This is a genomic window from Pseudomonas frederiksbergensis (genome assembly GCF_000802155.2).
GTDB classification, from domain to species: Bacteria; Pseudomonadota; Gammaproteobacteria; order Pseudomonadales; family Pseudomonadaceae; genus Aquipseudomonas; species Aquipseudomonas frederiksbergensis_A.
The window spans coordinates 256,465-270,233 of sequence record NZ_JQGJ02000007.1 but is presented as its reverse complement, the minus strand read 5'-3'; the positions used below and the strand labels follow the sequence as shown (position 1 = coordinate 270,233).

At 60.5% G+C, this 13,769-nt stretch carries 17 protein-coding genes; all 17 read left to right on the top strand.

Annotated elements, in window-relative coordinates; all coding sequences use genetic code 11:
- Positions 1 to 205: 205 nt before the first annotated feature.
- The 17 genes from JZ00_RS15995 (at position 206) to queC (ending at position 13,764) form a co-directional block, all read left to right on the top strand.
- Positions 206 to 679: a Dps family protein gene (locus JZ00_RS15995; RefSeq protein WP_039591690.1), complete on the top strand. Its 474-nt coding sequence runs from the start codon at positions 206 to 208 to the stop codon at positions 677 to 679.
- Between the two features lie 204 nt (positions 680 to 883).
- Positions 884 to 1,228, top strand: a complete 345-nt coding sequence (locus JZ00_RS15990; RefSeq protein WP_039591691.1) for a ribbon-helix-helix domain-containing protein — start codon at positions 884 to 886, stop codon at positions 1,226 to 1,228.
- 121 nt (positions 1,229 to 1,349) lie between these two features.
- A complete protein-coding gene (locus JZ00_RS15985) occupies positions 1,350 to 1,571 on the top strand; it encodes an FmdB family zinc ribbon protein (protein ID WP_003178589.1) in 222 nt (73 codons plus the stop codon).
- Between the two features lie 75 nt (positions 1,572 to 1,646).
- Positions 1,647 to 3,422, top strand: coding sequence for an aspartate--tRNA ligase (gene aspS / locus JZ00_RS15980; protein ID WP_039591692.1), 1,776 nt, complete (start codon positions 1,647 to 1,649; stop codon positions 3,420 to 3,422).
- A gap of 120 nt (positions 3,423 to 3,542) precedes the next feature.
- A complete protein-coding gene (locus tag JZ00_RS15975; RefSeq protein WP_039591693.1) occupies positions 3,543 to 4,289 on the top strand; it encodes a YebC/PmpR family DNA-binding transcriptional regulator in 747 nt (248 codons plus the stop codon).
- A gap of 134 nt (positions 4,290 to 4,423) precedes the next feature.
- Entirely contained in the window at positions 4,424 to 4,948 is a 525-nt protein-coding gene (gene ruvC, locus JZ00_RS15970; protein WP_039591694.1) for a crossover junction endodeoxyribonuclease RuvC, read from the top strand.
- Between the two features lie 113 nt (positions 4,949 to 5,061).
- Positions 5,062 to 5,670 (top strand): Holliday junction branch migration protein RuvA, encoded by a 609-nt coding sequence (gene ruvA / locus JZ00_RS15965; protein WP_039591695.1) that lies wholly within the window; start codon positions 5,062 to 5,064, stop codon positions 5,668 to 5,670.
- Positions 5,671 to 6,732, top strand: coding sequence for a Holliday junction branch migration DNA helicase RuvB (ruvB, locus tag JZ00_RS15960; protein WP_030140800.1), 1,062 nt, complete (start codon positions 5,671 to 5,673; stop codon positions 6,730 to 6,732).
- A gap of 128 nt (positions 6,733 to 6,860) precedes the next feature.
- Positions 6,861 to 7,328, top strand: coding sequence for a tol-pal system-associated acyl-CoA thioesterase (ybgC, locus tag JZ00_RS15955; RefSeq protein WP_030140799.1), 468 nt, complete (start codon positions 6,861 to 6,863; stop codon positions 7,326 to 7,328).
- Positions 7,318 to 8,013, top strand: coding sequence for a protein TolQ (gene tolQ, locus JZ00_RS15950; RefSeq protein ID WP_039591698.1), 696 nt, complete (start codon positions 7,318 to 7,320; stop codon positions 8,011 to 8,013). The genes ybgC and tolQ overlap by 11 nt, the downstream gene beginning before the upstream one ends.
- A 23-nt stretch (positions 8,014 to 8,036) precedes the next feature.
- Positions 8,037 to 8,489, top strand: a complete 453-nt coding sequence (tolR, locus tag JZ00_RS15945; protein WP_162488970.1) for a protein TolR — start codon at positions 8,037 to 8,039, stop codon at positions 8,487 to 8,489.
- Positions 8,489 to 9,568: a cell envelope integrity protein TolA gene (tolA, locus tag JZ00_RS15940; protein ID WP_030140797.1), complete on the top strand. Its 1,080-nt coding sequence runs from the start codon at positions 8,489 to 8,491 to the stop codon at positions 9,566 to 9,568. The genes tolR and tolA overlap by 1 nt, the downstream gene beginning before the upstream one ends.
- Positions 9,565 to 10,866 carry a Tol-Pal system beta propeller repeat protein TolB gene (gene tolB / locus JZ00_RS15935; RefSeq protein WP_039591701.1) on the top strand — a complete coding sequence of 434 codons (1,302 nt, stop codon included), beginning with the start codon at positions 9,565 to 9,567 and terminating at the stop codon, positions 10,864 to 10,866. The genes tolA and tolB overlap by 4 nt, the downstream gene beginning before the upstream one ends.
- 52 nt (positions 10,867 to 10,918) lie before the next feature.
- Positions 10,919 to 11,416: a peptidoglycan-associated lipoprotein Pal gene (pal, locus tag JZ00_RS15930; RefSeq protein WP_003178634.1), complete on the top strand. Its 498-nt coding sequence runs from the start codon at positions 10,919 to 10,921 to the stop codon at positions 11,414 to 11,416.
- Positions 11,417 to 11,422: 6 nt separating this feature from the next.
- Positions 11,423 to 12,256, top strand: coding sequence for a tol-pal system protein YbgF (ybgF, locus tag JZ00_RS15925; RefSeq protein WP_039591707.1), 834 nt, complete (start codon positions 11,423 to 11,425; stop codon positions 12,254 to 12,256).
- A gap of 166 nt (positions 12,257 to 12,422) precedes the next feature.
- The gene (gene queE / locus JZ00_RS15920; RefSeq protein ID WP_039591708.1) at positions 12,423 to 13,070 is read left to right on the top strand and encodes a 7-carboxy-7-deazaguanine synthase QueE; all 648 of its coding nucleotides are present in this window, start codon (positions 12,423 to 12,425) and stop codon (positions 13,068 to 13,070) included.
- A gap of 1 nt (position 13,071) precedes the next feature.
- Complete coding sequence (queC, locus tag JZ00_RS15915; RefSeq protein ID WP_039591709.1) at positions 13,072 to 13,764, top strand: 7-cyano-7-deazaguanine synthase QueC; 693 nt, start codon at positions 13,072 to 13,074, stop codon at positions 13,762 to 13,764.
- The last annotated feature ends 5 nt before the right edge of the window (positions 13,765 to 13,769 follow it).

Genomic DNA, 13,769 nt, shown 5'->3' with positions numbered 1-13,769 from the left:
GTTACAGGCGCGCAGCACGCTGTTCGTCGGCCCGAAGCATAGGTAGGGTGCTTGCCGGACGGGGGGCGATGGATGTTGAGTTTCATTGTCTGGCCGGAACCGTCCAACGTTCCGGCTTGTCGGTTCAGGATGGCTGGCGATTTGTCGCAGGCCCTCGAGGGCGACACCCGCTAGAGTGAATTCACCACCGTCAGGAGATCAACCCATGGCAATTGATATCGGTATCAGCGAAGAAGATCGCAAATCCATCGTCGACGGGCTTTCGCGGCTACTGTCGGATACCTACGTGTTGTACCTCAAGACCCACAACTTCCATTGGAACGTTACCGGGCCGATGTTCCGAACCCTGCACCTGATGTTCGAGGAGCAGTACAACGAGCTGGCGCTCGCCGTGGATTCGATCGCCGAACGTATCCGCGCGCTCGGCTTCCCGGCGCCGGGGGCTTATTCGGTGTATGCACGCCTGTCCTCTATAAAGGAAGAAGAGGGGGTGCCTGCCGCCGAGGACATGATCCGGCAATTGGTCGAGGGCCAGGAGGCGGTGACGCGTACCGCCCGCGGTATCTTTCCTTTGTTGGACAAAGTCAGTGACGAGCCCACCGCCGACCTCCTGACCCAGCGCATGCAGGTTCACGAAAAAACCGCCTGGATGTTGCGTTCATTGCTGGAAGATCGCTAAGCCCTGGACAGGCGATGGTGCTGCCGTTGGCATCATCGCCTGTCGTTGCGTGTAGGAACGCATGATTCGTCGCCAGCTCCCTGTTGGCTTGTCCTACGTTGATGGTCAAAAAGTCATCTGGAACTGGCGATCCAGTTGAGCTTCCATAGAGCCACAGATCGGTTGTTCCGACTGAGGTTCGTATGGCAAAGGAGTGTCAACGGTATGATTCAAGGAAAAGACCCCAGGGAAAATATGCGCGGATGTCCGCAGTCCGTGAAGATCGACCCGTTCGTCAGTGGTTTCGACATGCAACTGGCCCGCCCGCTGGCGCGCTCCATCCGACTCAATGGGTTCGCCACCTGCCTGCGGCTGGAGCAGGTCTATTGGGATATCCTCGGTGACATGGCCCAGCTCAACTGTTGTTCCGTCAGCGCCTTGCTGTCCCATGTGGATCGGGAGGTGCACTTGCGTCATGGCGGCGTGCGCAATTTCAGTGGCCTGGTGCGCGTTGTCTGCGTGGTCCACAGCCTGAAGGAAATGAACACGGGTCATGCAAGTCTCGATTGACCTGTTATCGGCAATGACTGTGCGGTCTTACGGCTGCACAGGCCGCATTTAATGGATATAATCCCGCTCTTTGCCGCAAAGCCGGGCTTTGCGTGAATAACCTGATTGCCGAGACAACCCCATGCCGATGTACGACTATCAATGTGCTTCCTGTGGTCATCAGATGGAAGCCATTCAAAAAATCAGCGCGGCACCGCTGGTCGATTGCCCCGCCTGCCAGGCGCCAGAGCTGAAAAAGATGCTGTCCATGCCAGGATTCCGCCTCGGCGGCACCGGCTGGTATGAAACCGACTTCAAGACCGGCGCCAAGAAGAACCTGGCCGGTGGCGACAAAGCTGACTAAGTTGAACACGCGCGAGTTCTTGCACGGGCAGGGCCTCCAACCGAATGTCGAATTACGAGAAGTGAAACCACTACCATGATGCGCAGCCATTATTGCGGCCAACTGAACGAAAGCCTGGAAGGCCAGGAAGTTACTCTTTGCGGATGGGTTCATCGTCGCCGTGACCATGGCGGGGTGATTTTCCTCGATATCCGTGATCGTGAAGGCCTGGCCCAGGTAGTGTTCGATCCTGACCGCGCTGAAACCTTCGCCACCGCCGACCGCGTGCGCAGCGAATACGTCGTCAAGATCACCGGCAAGGTGCGCCTGCGTCCGGCCGGCGCCGGCAACGCCAACATGGCGTCCGGCATGATCGAAGTGCTGGGCTACGAGCTGGAAGTGCTCAACGAAGCGGAAACCCCGCCGTTCCCACTCAATGAATACTCCGACGTCGGTGAAGAAACCCGCCTGCGCTACCGCTTCATCGACCTGCGTCGTCCGGAAATGGCCGAGAAGCTGCGCCTGCGTTCGCGCATGACCACCAGCATCCGTCGCTACCTGGATGAAAACGGCTTCCTTGACGTCGAGACACCGATCCTGACCCGCGCCACGCCGGAAGGCGCCCGCGATTACCTGGTGCCGAGCCGTACCCATCCCGGCAGCTTCTTTGCCTTGCCGCAATCGCCACAGCTGTTCAAGCAACTGCTGATGGTGGCCGGGTTCGATCGCTACTACCAGATCGCCAAGTGCTTCCGCGACGAAGACCTGCGTGCCGACCGTCAGCCTGAGTTCACTCAGATCGACATCGAGACCAGCTTCCTCGACGAAAAAGACATCATGGGCCTGACCGAAGGCATGATCCGCAACCTGTTCAAGGAAGTGCTGGACCTGGAATTCGGCGAGTTCCCGCACATGACCTTCGAAGAGGCCATGCGCCGCTACGGTTCCGACAAGCCGGACCTGCGTAACCCGCTGGAGCTGGTGGACGTGGCCGACCAGCTCAAGGAAGTCGAGTTCAAGGTGTTCAGCGGGCCGGCCAACGACCCGAAATGCCGTATCGCTGCCCTGCGCGTACCAGGCGGCGCGAGCATGCCGCGCAAGCAGATCGACGATTACACCAAGTTCGTCGGCATCTACGGCGCCAAGGGCCTGGCCTACATCAAGGTCAACGAGCGTGCCGCAGGCGTTGATGGCCTGCAATCGCCGATCGTGAAGAACATCCCGGAAGCCAACCTCAACGTGATCCTCGATCGCGTCGGCGCAGTCGATGGCGACATCGTGTTCTTCGGCGCCGACAAGGCCAAGATCGTCAGCGAAGCCCTGGGTGCGCTGCGCATCAAGCTGGGCCACGACCTGAAGCTGCTGACCTGCGAGTGGGCCCCGATGTGGGTCGTCGACTTCCCGATGTTCGAAGAAAACGACGACGGCAGCTTCTCCGCGCTGCACCACCCGTTCACCGCGCCCAAGTGCTCGCCTGAAGAGTTGGAGGCCAACCCGGCCGGCGCGCTTTCCCGTGCCTACGACATGGTCCTGAACGGCACCGAGCTGGGTGGCGGCTCGATCCGTATCCACCGCAAGGAAATGCAGCAGGCGGTGTTCCGCCTGTTGGGTATCGATGAGGCTGAACAGGAAGAGAAGTTCGGCTTCCTGCTGGACGCCCTGAAGTTCGGTGCGCCGCCCCACGGTGGCCTGGCCTTCGGCCTGGATCGCCTGGTGATGCTGATGACCGGCGCCCAGTCGATCCGTGAAGTGATCGCGTTCCCGAAAACCCAGAGCGCGGCCGATGTCATGACCCAGGCCCCGGGCGTGGTGGACGCCAAGGCGTTGCGCGAGTTGCACATTCGTCTGCGTGAACAGCCAAAGGCTGAGTAAGGCTGGCACCTGAGAGGGCGCATCTTCGGATGCGCCTTTTCATTGGGGTCGATATTTCTGATTGCCGGCCGCTGCTCAAGAGCAGGGCGGGCAATGTTCCAAAGCGAAACGGAGCGAGTTATGGCAGGTCATTCCAAGTGGGCGAACATCAAGCACCGCAAAGAACGTCAGGATGCCAAGAGAGGCAAGATATTCACCAAGTGGATCCGTGAGCTGACAGTCGCGGCCCGCCAGGGTGGCGGTGACCCGGGCTCCAACCCGCGCCTGCGCCTGGCCCTGGACAAGGCCTTGGGCGCGAACATGAGCCGCGACATCATTGACCGGGCAATCGCCCGTGGCGCTGGTGCCACCGAGGCCGACAACGTCGAAGAGCTGACCTATGAAGGTTACGGCCCGGGCGGCGTGGCGGTGATGGTCGAGTGCATGACCGACAACCGCAACCGGACCGCCGCGGCCGTGCGCCATGCGTTCAGCAAGTGCGGCGGCAACCTGGGCACCGACGGTTCGGTGGCTTACCTGTTCGAGCGCAAGGGCCAGATCAGCTTCGCGCCGGGCCTCGACGAAGATGCCCTGACAGAGGCGGCGCTGGAAGCCGACGCCGATGATGTGGTCGGTCACGAGGACGGTTCATTTGACGTGTTCACGTCGTTCGCCAGCTTCTACGCCGTGCGCAACGCCCTGGAGGCCGCGGGATTCAAGCCGGCCGACGCGGAAATCGTCATGCAGCCGACCACCAGTGCCGAACTCGACCTTGAAGGGGCCGAGAAGGTGCTCAAGCTGATCGACATGCTGGAAGACCTGGACGACGTGCAGAACGTCTATTCCAACGCTGATATTCCGGAGTCGGTGGCTGAACAGCTCGGCTGACAGGCCTAATGCTGCTCACCCAAGGTTTGGTTTGTAATCATTGTGGCGAGGAGCTTGCTCCCTCGCCACGGATTCACTGCAAGCCTTTGATGAGCTGTATCCTCTTGTAACCCGCATTACCTTTCGCAGGCGTTATGACTTTAATCCTTGGTATCGACCCCGGTTCGCGCATCACCGGCTACGGCGTGGTTCGCGATACCGGGCGCGGCTGCGTGTACGTCGCGTCTGGCTGCATCCGCACCGGCGGGGGTGAGCTGCATGAGCGCTTGCAGATCGTTTATCGCGGCGTGCGCGAAGTCATCCAGACCTACGGCCCGGTGACTATGGGCATTGAAAAGGTTTTCATGGCCCGTAATGCCGATTCGGCCCTGAAGCTGGGGCAGGCCCGGGGCGCGGCGATCGTGGCGGGCGCCGAGGAGAACCTGGAGATCGCCGAGTACACCGCGACCCAGGTCAAGCAGGCGGTCGTCGGCACCGGCGCGGCGAACAAGGAGCAGGTGCAGATGATGGTGATGCACTTGTTGAAATTGGTCAGCAAGCCGCAGATCGACGCGTCCGACGCCCTGGCCATCGCCATTTGCCATGCCCATACCCGCTCCAGCCTGTTGCCCCATGGCCTGGGAACGGCACGCAGTCGTGGCGGGCGCCTGCGTCTCTGATAGCATCAGCGCTTCATTCATGAGCCCGAGTCAATTGCGCCTGTGTCGTCGGCCTTGAAGCTCGTGTTGTAATTCGCCAGCCAGCGGCTGGCCAACGCCCAAGGATCTGAAACGTGATTGGACGCTTGCGCGGCACCCTGGCTGAAAAACAGCCGCCGCACCTGATTCTGGATGTAAACGGCCTGGGCTATGAGCTCGAAGTGCCGATGACCACGCTGTATCGCCTGCCGTCGGTCGGTGAGCCGCTGACCCTGCACACTCATTTGGTCGTGCGCGAGGATGCGCAGTTACTCTATGGCTTCGTCGGCAAGCGGGAGCGGGATTTCTTCCGCGAGTTGATCCGCCTCAACGGTGTCGGCCCGAAACTGGCCCTGGCCTTGATGTCCAGCCTGGAAGTCGACGAGTTGATCCGTTGCGTGCAGTCCCAGGACACCTCGGCCCTGACCAAGGTGCCGGGGGTAGGCAAGAAAACCGCCGAGCGCCTGCTGGTGGAACTCAAGGACCGCTTCAAGGCCTGGGAAGCGGTGCCGGCGATGTTCGCGCTCGTTCCGAACCAGCCGGATGCTCCAGCGCCTGCGGCCAGCGCTGAAAACGATGCGGTCACCGCGCTGATTTCCCTGGGTTATAAACCGCAGGAAGCCAGTAAGGCGATCTCTGCCATCAAGGAAAAAGGCTTGAGTACCGAAGACATGATTCGCCGTGCCCTGAAGGGAATGATTTAAGTGATTGAAGCTGACCGTCTGATCGCCGCCACGGGCGCGCCCCGTGACCGCGAGGAAATCCAGGATCGCGCGATTCGTCCTGTCAGCCTGGCCGACTACATCGGCCAGCCGACCGTGCGCGAACAGATGGAGCTGTTCATCCAGGCCGCCCGTGGGCGCAGCGAGTCGCTGGACCATACCTTGATCTTCGGCCCGCCAGGCCTGGGCAAGACCACCCTGGCCAACATCATTGCCCAGGAAATGGGCGTGTCGATCAAAAGCACATCCGGGCCGGTGCTTGAACGGCCGGGCGACCTGGCGGCACTGCTGACCAACCTTGAGCCCCACGACGTGCTGTTCATCGACGAAATCCACCGGCTGTCGCCGATTGTCGAGGAAGTGCTGTACCCGGCCATGGAGGATTTCCAGCTCGATATCATGATCGGCGAAGGGCCGGCGGCGCGCTCCATCAAGCTCGACCTGCCGCCCTTTACCCTGGTTGGGGCGACCACCCGCGCCGGCATGCTGACCAACCCGCTGCGCGACCGTTTCGGCATCGTCCAGCGCCTTGAGTTCTACAACAATGCCGACCTGGCGACGATCGTCAGCCGCTCGGCCGGCATCCTCGGTTTGCCGCTGGACCCGGACGGCGCCTATGAAGTCGCCCGCCGGGCCCGCGGTACACCGAGGATCGCCAACCGCCTGCTGCGCCGGGTCCGGGATTTTGCCGAAGTCCGGGCCAAGGGTCACATCACCAAGCCGATTGCCGACCTGGCCCTGAACCTGCTGGACATCGACGAGCGCGGCTTCGACCACCAGGACCGGCGGCTGCTGTTGACCATGATCGAGAAATTCGACGGTGGCCCGGTGGGCGTGGACAGCCTGGCTGCCGCTATCAGCGAAGAACGCCACACCATCGAGGATGTGCTGGAGCCCTACCTGATCCAGCAGGGCTATATCATGCGTACCCCGCGCGGACGGGTGGTGACGCGGCATGCTTATCTGCACTTCGGCTTAAACATCCCGACACGAATGGGGGAGATGCCGGTGGTAGACGAGTTCCTCGATGCGGTAGACGATTGAACGCGCTCTGTACAACGACTTTTTTTCGGTTCGTGCTGTCCCAGACCACGCCTGGAGCGTCAATGCGTTCAAGAATGAAAAAACAGTTGCCTGGCCGGATTGGCAACCTGAGGAGTAAGCACTAGAGTATGCGCGCGCAAAACGGGCTGGAGTCGTTCGCACATCGCTGTCGCGTTTATTACGAGGACACCGATGCCGGCGGCATCGTTTACTACGTCAATTACCTCAAGTTTATGGAACGGGCTCGAACCGAACGGCTGCGGGAACTGGGTTTTGCCCAATCCGCGCTGGCTGGGGAGGACCTGTTATTCGTCGTGCATTCCAGCGAAGCGCGCTACCACGCGCCGGCGCGACTGGACGACGAGCTTGTGGTGACTGCCGATGTCATCGAGTTGAACCGCGTCAGCCTGCGCTTCAAGCAGCAGGTCAGGCGCGCTGCGGATAATGTGCTGCTCTGCGAAGGGCAGTTTTTGGTGGCCTGTGTGCGCACCCATAGTTTGAAACCCCGGGCCATTCCCGAAGCTCTACGCGCGGCCTTTGCCGGCGTGAGCGGCGCGGGTACACACTCAGAGCAGGAGATAAAGCGTGGAAGCTAACGTCGTCGACCATTCCTCCATGTGGAGCCTGGTCAGCAATGCCAGCGTCGTGGTGCAACTGGTAATGCTGATCCTGGTAGCCGCATCGGTGACCTCATGGATCATGATTTTTCAGCGCAGCAACATGCTGCGCGCCGGTCGCCGTGCCCTGGAGAGCTTCGAAGAGCGCTTCTGGTCCGGCATCGACCTGTCCAAGCTGTACCGCCAGGCCGGCAGCAACCCGGACCCGGATTCGGGCGTCGAGCAAATCTTTCGCGCTGGTTTCAAGGAATTTTCCCGTCTGCGCCAGCAACCGGGTGTCGACCCTGAAGCGGTAATGGAGGGCGTGGCCCGTGCCATGCGCGTTGCCATCTCGCGGGAAGAGGAAAAGCTCGAACAAGGCTTGCCGTTCCTCGCTACCGTCGGTTCGGTCAGCCCGTACATCGGCCTGTTCGGTACCGTCTGGGGGATCATGAACTCCTTCCGAGGCCTGGCATCCGCCCAGCAAGCGACCCTGGCCACAGTGGCCCCGGGCATCGCCGAGGCACTGATCGCCACCGCCATCGGCCTGTTCGCGGCAATCCCGGCCGTTATCGCCTACAACCGTTTCGCTGCCCGCAGCGAAACGCTGACCAGCCGCTACTACACCTTCGCCGATGAATTCCAGGCGATCCTGCACCGCAAAGTGCACACCAGCGAAGAATAAGCAGGTATTTCCCGATGGCTTTAATCGCTCGAGCCCGAAACAAGCGCAAGCCGGTCGCCGAGATGAACGTGGTGCCCTACATCGACGTGATGCTGGTGCTGCTGGTCATCTTCATGGTGACCGCGCCGATGCTCAATCAGGGCGTGAAGGTCGATCTGCCCAAGGTTTCCAGCGAAGCCTTGCCGCAGGACAACAACACCCAGGTACTGACCATTTCCATCAAGGCCGACAAGACTTACTACTGGAACCTTGGCAGCGAAGTCGATACCGAGAAACAGCAGGACCGGGCCATGACCTTGCCGCAGATGACCGACGCGGTGACCAAGATCATCAACGCCGGCAACGGTAACGGCAAGCGCACCCAGGTCTTCATTCGTGGCGACAAGACCGTCGACTATGGTGCCGTGATGGGCGCCATGGGCGGCCTGCAGAAAGCCGGGGTCGGTAACGTTGGCTTGATCACTGAGGCGCCCTGATGCAGCAACAGCGAGAGCCGTCCGCCTCGGAAAGCTACTTCTGGCCCAGTGTTCTGGCCATCGGCCTGCATGTGCTGGTGTTCGGCATGCTGTTCGTCAGCTTTGCCATGACCCCTGAGTTGCCGCCAGCCAAGCCGATCGTCCAGGCGACCCTTTACCAGCTCAAGTCGAAAAGCCAGGCCACGACGCAGACCAACCAGAAGCTTGCCGGCGAGGCGAAGAAATCCGCTGCGCGCCAGACCGAAGTCGAGCAGATGGAGCAGAAGAAGGTCGAGCAGGAAGCCGTGAGGGCAGCGGAACAAAAGAAAGAGGAAGCTGCTCAAAAGGCCGAAGAAGCGAAGAAGGCCGACGAGGCGAAAAAAGCGGACGAGGCTAAAAAGGCAGACGAAGCCAAGAAGGCCGACGATGCGAAGAAAGCCGCCGAGGCCAAGAAGGCAGAAGAGAAACAATTGGCTGATATAGCCAAGAAGAAAGCCGAGGAAGAAGCCAAGAAAGCCGCTGAAGAAGAGGCCAAGAAAGCGGCCGCTGAAGAAGCGAAGAAAAAGATTGTCGAGGACGCGAAGAAAAAAGCGGCCGAGGACGCCAAGAAGAAAGCTGAAGCTGAAGAGGCGAAGAAAAAAGTCGCCGAAGACGCGAAGAAGAAAGCCGCCGCCGACGCCGCCAAGAAGAAGGCCCAGGACGCAGCGCGTAAATCCGCCGAAGAGAAAAAGGCCCAGGCCTTGGCAGATTTGCTTTCCGACACGCCGGAGCGTCAGCAGGCATTGGCCGACGAGCAGGGCGATGAAGTCGCCGGCAGCTTCGACGATCTGATTCGCGCCCGGGCGGCGGAAGGCTGGGCTCGTCCACCTTCGGCGCGCAAAGGCATGACAGTTGTATTGCAAATCGGCATGTTGCCCGACGGTACGGTTACCTCGGTCAGCGTGGCCAAGTCCAGTGGCGATGGTCCGTTCGACGCTTCGGCGGTCGCGGCGGTCAAGAACATTGGGCGGTTGACGGAAATGCAAGGAATGAAGCCGAGCGATTTTGCTCCCTATCGTTCGTTCAAGATGACATTCACACCTGAGGATCTAGCCTTGTGAGAAACCTTCTTCGATCAATGCTTGTCGTTATCTGCTGCTTGGCAGGGATAGCGGTAGCAGAGGAAAAGAACATCCTGGTCACCAGCGGCAGCGACCGGGCGACGCCAATCGCCGTCGTTCCGTTCGGTTGGCAGGGCGGCAGCGTCCTGCCGGACGACATGGCTGAAATCATCGGCAACGACCTGCGTAACTCCGGTTACTACGCGCCGATTCCGAAGCAGAACATGATCAGCCTGCCGACCCAGGCCAGCGAAGTCATCTACCGTGACTGGAAGGCCCTGGGTGCCCAGTACATCATGGTCGGCAGCATCGTTCCGGCCGGCGGTCGCCTGCAGGTGCAATATGCCCTGTTCAACGTCGCTACCGAACAGCAAGTGCTGACCGGCAGCGTATCGGGCAGTGTCGACCAACTGCGCGACATGGCCCACTACATCTCCGACCAGTCGTTCGAGAAGCTCACCGGCATCAAGGGCGCGTTCTCTACCCGCATGCTTTACGTGACCGCCGAACGCTTTTCCGAGAACAACACCCGCTACACCCTGCAGCGCTCCGACTACGACGGCGCGCGTGCGGTGACCTTGCTGCAATCGCGTGAACCGATCCTGTCGCCGCGCTTTGCACCGGATGGCAAGCGCATCGCTTACGTCTCGTTCGAGCAGAAGCGTCCACGTATCTTCGTGCAGCACATCGACACCGGTCGCCGTGAGCAGATCACCAACTTCGAAGGGCTGAACGGCGCGCCAGCCTGGTCGCCGGACGGTTCGCGCCTGGCGTTCGTACTGTCCAAGGACGGTAACCCGGATGTCTACGTGATGAACCTGGCCTCGCGCTCGATCTCGCGCGTGACCAACGGCCCGGGCATCAATACCGAACCGTTCTGGGGCAAGGATGGCTCGACCATCTACTTCACCTCCGATCGCGGTGGCAAGCCACAGATCTACAAGACCAGCGCTGGCGGCGGCGGTGCCGAGCGCGTGACTTTCGTCGGTAACTACAACGCCAACCCCAAGCTGTCGGCGGACGAAAAGACCTTGGTGATGATCCATCGCCAGGACGGTTTCACCAATTTCAAGGTGGCGGCCCAGGATTTGCAGCGCGGTAGCGTAAAAATCCTCACTGATAGCACTCTGGACGAGTCACCTACTGTTGCGCCCAACGGCACCATGGTAATCTACGCCACCCGCCAGCAGGGCCGGGGAGTCTTGATGCTCGTGTCCATTAATGGACGCGTGAGGCTCCCGCTTCCTACCGCTCAAGGCGAAGTCAGAGAACCGTCCTGGTCCCCTTACCTGAACTGACGCGGCGCAATACGTTTTACTTAACACACTGGGGTTCATTAGGAGTTTCACGATGGAAATGCTGAAGTTTGGTAAATTTGCTGCGCTGGCTCTGGCCATGGCTGTAGCTGTAGGTTGCTCGTCCAAAGGCGGCGACAACGCCGGTGAAGGCGCTGTTGATCCAAACGCTGGTTACGGCGCTAACACTGGTGCAGTTGACGGCTCCCTGAGCGAAGAAGCTGCTCTGCGCGCAATCACCACCTTCTACTTCGAATACGACAGCTCGGACCTGAAGCCAGAAGCCATGCGCGCTCTGGACGTTCACGCCAAAGACCTGAAAGCAAACGGCGCTCGCGTTGTTCTGGAAGGCAACACCGACGAACGTGGTACTCGTGAGTACAACATGGCACTGGGCGAGCGTCGTGCGAAAGCCGTTCAACGCTACCTGGTACTGCAAGGTGTTTCCCCAGCTCAGCTGGAACTGGTTTCCTACGGCGAAGAGCGTCCAGTTGCTACCGGCAACGACGAGCAGTCCTGGGCTCAGAACCGTCGCGTCGAACTGCGTAAGTAATTCGTCATGCGAACGTGCCGTCGTGCTGTAACTGTCCTGGCTCTCAGCCTCGCGCCGCTTGCGGCGTGGGCTGCGGTTCCTGTGGTCGATAACGACTCCGGCTATAACAATAGCGGGACCAGCTATCCGCCTGCAGGTTACGGTACGAACGGCGCCTATGCCGGGGGAGGGGTTTCGACCCCTGTCTCGGCACAGGGCCAGCTGTTCAACCAACTGCAGCAAATGCAGGATCAGATCTCGCGCCAACAGGGTGTGATCGAAGAACTGCAAAATGATATTTCGCGCATGAAGCAGGAAAGCCTGGAGCGATACCAGGATCTTGATCGGCGCATAGGAACCGGCGTTGCACCTGCCGCGACTCCTGAGAATTCCCCAGCCGGTGGCGACTTGAACGCCCCCGGTGCAGCCGCAGGCGCCGGGGCAAGCGCTCCAGCAGCGCCTGCCGCCGGTGGCGAGCCGGCAGATCCGGCGAAGGAGAAGCTCTATTACGATGCTGCCTTCGACCTGATCAAAGCCAAGGATTTCGACAAGGCCAGCCAGGCCTTTACCGCTTTCCTGCGCAAATACCCTAACAGCCAATACTCGGGTAACGCCCAGTACTGGCTGGGTGAGGTGAACCTGGCCAAGGGTGACCTGCAAGGCGCCGGCCAGGCATTCGCCAAGGTCTCGCAGCTGTACCCCAAGCATGCCAAGGTGCCGGATTCGCTGTACAAGCTTGCTGACGTAGAGCGCCGCCTCGGTCACACCGACAAGGTCAAGGGCATTCTGCAACAGGTGGTGGCCCAGTATCCGGGTACCTCCGCCGCCCAATTGGCCCAGCGTGATCTGCAGCGCATGTAAGGCTGTTTGACCTGTTCTGAAGAAACCCGCGCCTGTCGCGGGTTTTTTCGTTAGAATTCACGCCCTTTTTATGAAACACGCTTTTTGGGATCTACGCGTTGGCGGGGTTCCTTGAAGTGCCTGACGGAGGCGGACAGCCTGTTTAGCTGTTACGCCCGTGGCGACTATGCAAGACACATTGAGAATTACCGAAGTTTTTTACTCGTTGCAGGGTGAAACGCGAACGGCCGGGCTGCCCACTGTTTTTGTGCGCCTCACAGGTTGTCCGTTGCGTTGCCAATACTGCGACAGCGCCTATGCCTTCAACGGCGGCACCTTGCGAACCCTCGACGATCTTCTCGAACAGGTGGCTGGCTTCCGTCCGCGCTATGTTTGCGTCACGGGGGGCGAGCCATTGGCGCAGCCCAATGCCATCCCGTTGCTCAAGCAATTGTGCGACGCCGGCTATGAGGTCTCTATCGAAACGAGTGGTGCGCTGGATATTTCCGCGGTCGATCCGCGTGTCAGTCGCGTCGTGGACCTGAAGACCCCAGGTTCGAAGGAGGCCCATCGCAACCGCTACGAAAATATCGAGCTGCTGACCCCCAACGACCAGGTCAAGTTTGTCATCTGCTCGCGGGAAGACTATGACTGGGCGGTGTCCAAGCTGATCCAGTATGGACTCGACCAGCGGGCCGGCGAGGTGTTGTTTTCACCAAGTCATCACGACTTGAATGCTCGGGATCTGGCGGATTGGGTGGTGGCGGACAATTTGCCGGTGCGCTTGCAACTGCAACTGCATAAGTATCTTTGGAACGACGAGCCGGGGCGCTGACATGACTGAACTATCAACTACTGCTGAAAAACGCGCGGTTATCCTGCTGTCGGGCGGCCTGGACTCGGCGACCGTCGTGGCCATGGCGCGGGCCGAGGGTTATCGCTGCTACACCATGAGCTTCGATTACGGCCAGCGCCACCGTGCCGAATTGCACGCCGCTGAACGGGTCGCCCGGGACTTGGGCGTGGTCGAGCACAAGGTCATTGGCCTGAACCTCAACGGCATCGGCGGTTCGGCCCTGACCGACAGTTCCATCGACGTCCCCGAAGTGCCGAGCGAAGGCATTCCGGTGACGTACGTGCCGGCGCGCAACACCGTGTTCTTGTCCCTCGCGCTGGGCTGGGCCGAGGTGCTGGAGGCGCGGGACATTTTCATTGGCGTCAACGCGGTGGATTATTCAGGTTATCCGGATTGCCGTCCGGAGTTCGTCGAGGCGTTCGAGCGCATGGCCAACCTGGCGACCAAGGCCGGTGTAGAGGGGCAGGGCTTCCGCATCCTGGCGCCGCTGCAAAACCTCAGCAAGGCCGAAATCGTCAAGGCGGGCGTGAAGCTTGGCGTCAATTACGGCCTGACCGTTTCGTGCTACCAAGCCGACGATCAGGGGCGCGCTTGCGGCAAGTGTGACAGCTGCCGCCTGCGAGCCGAAGGCTTCGCTGCGGCGGGTGTGAGCGATCCAACACCTTATTTTTGATTTAT

What these genes read in the sequence shown, in the direction of transcription:
- JZ00_RS15995 (WP_039591690.1), top strand. Translation starts at nt 206, where the DNA reads ATGGCAATTGATATCGGTATCAGCGAAGAAGATCGCAAATCCATCGTC.
- JZ00_RS15990 (WP_039591691.1), top strand. Translation starts at nt 884, where the DNA reads ATGATTCAAGGAAAAGACCCCAGGGAAAATATGCGCGGATGTCCGCAG.
- JZ00_RS15985 (WP_003178589.1), top strand. Translation starts at nt 1,350, where the DNA reads ATGCCGATGTACGACTATCAATGTGCTTCCTGTGGTCATCAGATGGAA.
- aspS (WP_039591692.1), top strand. Translation starts at nt 1,647, where the DNA reads ATGATGCGCAGCCATTATTGCGGCCAACTGAACGAAAGCCTGGAAGGC.
- JZ00_RS15975 (WP_039591693.1), top strand. Translation starts at nt 3,543, where the DNA reads ATGGCAGGTCATTCCAAGTGGGCGAACATCAAGCACCGCAAAGAACGT.
- ruvC (WP_039591694.1), top strand. Translation starts at nt 4,424, where the DNA reads ATGACTTTAATCCTTGGTATCGACCCCGGTTCGCGCATCACCGGCTAC.
- ybgC (WP_030140799.1), top strand. Translation starts at nt 6,861, where the DNA reads ATGCGCGCGCAAAACGGGCTGGAGTCGTTCGCACATCGCTGTCGCGTT.
- tolA (WP_030140797.1), top strand. Translation starts at nt 8,489, where the DNA reads ATGCAGCAACAGCGAGAGCCGTCCGCCTCGGAAAGCTACTTCTGGCCC.
- pal (WP_003178634.1), top strand. Translation starts at nt 10,919, where the DNA reads ATGGAAATGCTGAAGTTTGGTAAATTTGCTGCGCTGGCTCTGGCCATG.
- ybgF (WP_039591707.1), top strand. Translation starts at nt 11,423, where the DNA reads ATGCGAACGTGCCGTCGTGCTGTAACTGTCCTGGCTCTCAGCCTCGCG.
- queE (WP_039591708.1), top strand. Translation starts at nt 12,423, where the DNA reads ATGCAAGACACATTGAGAATTACCGAAGTTTTTTACTCGTTGCAGGGT.
- queC (WP_039591709.1), top strand. Translation starts at nt 13,072, where the DNA reads ATGACTGAACTATCAACTACTGCTGAAAAACGCGCGGTTATCCTGCTG.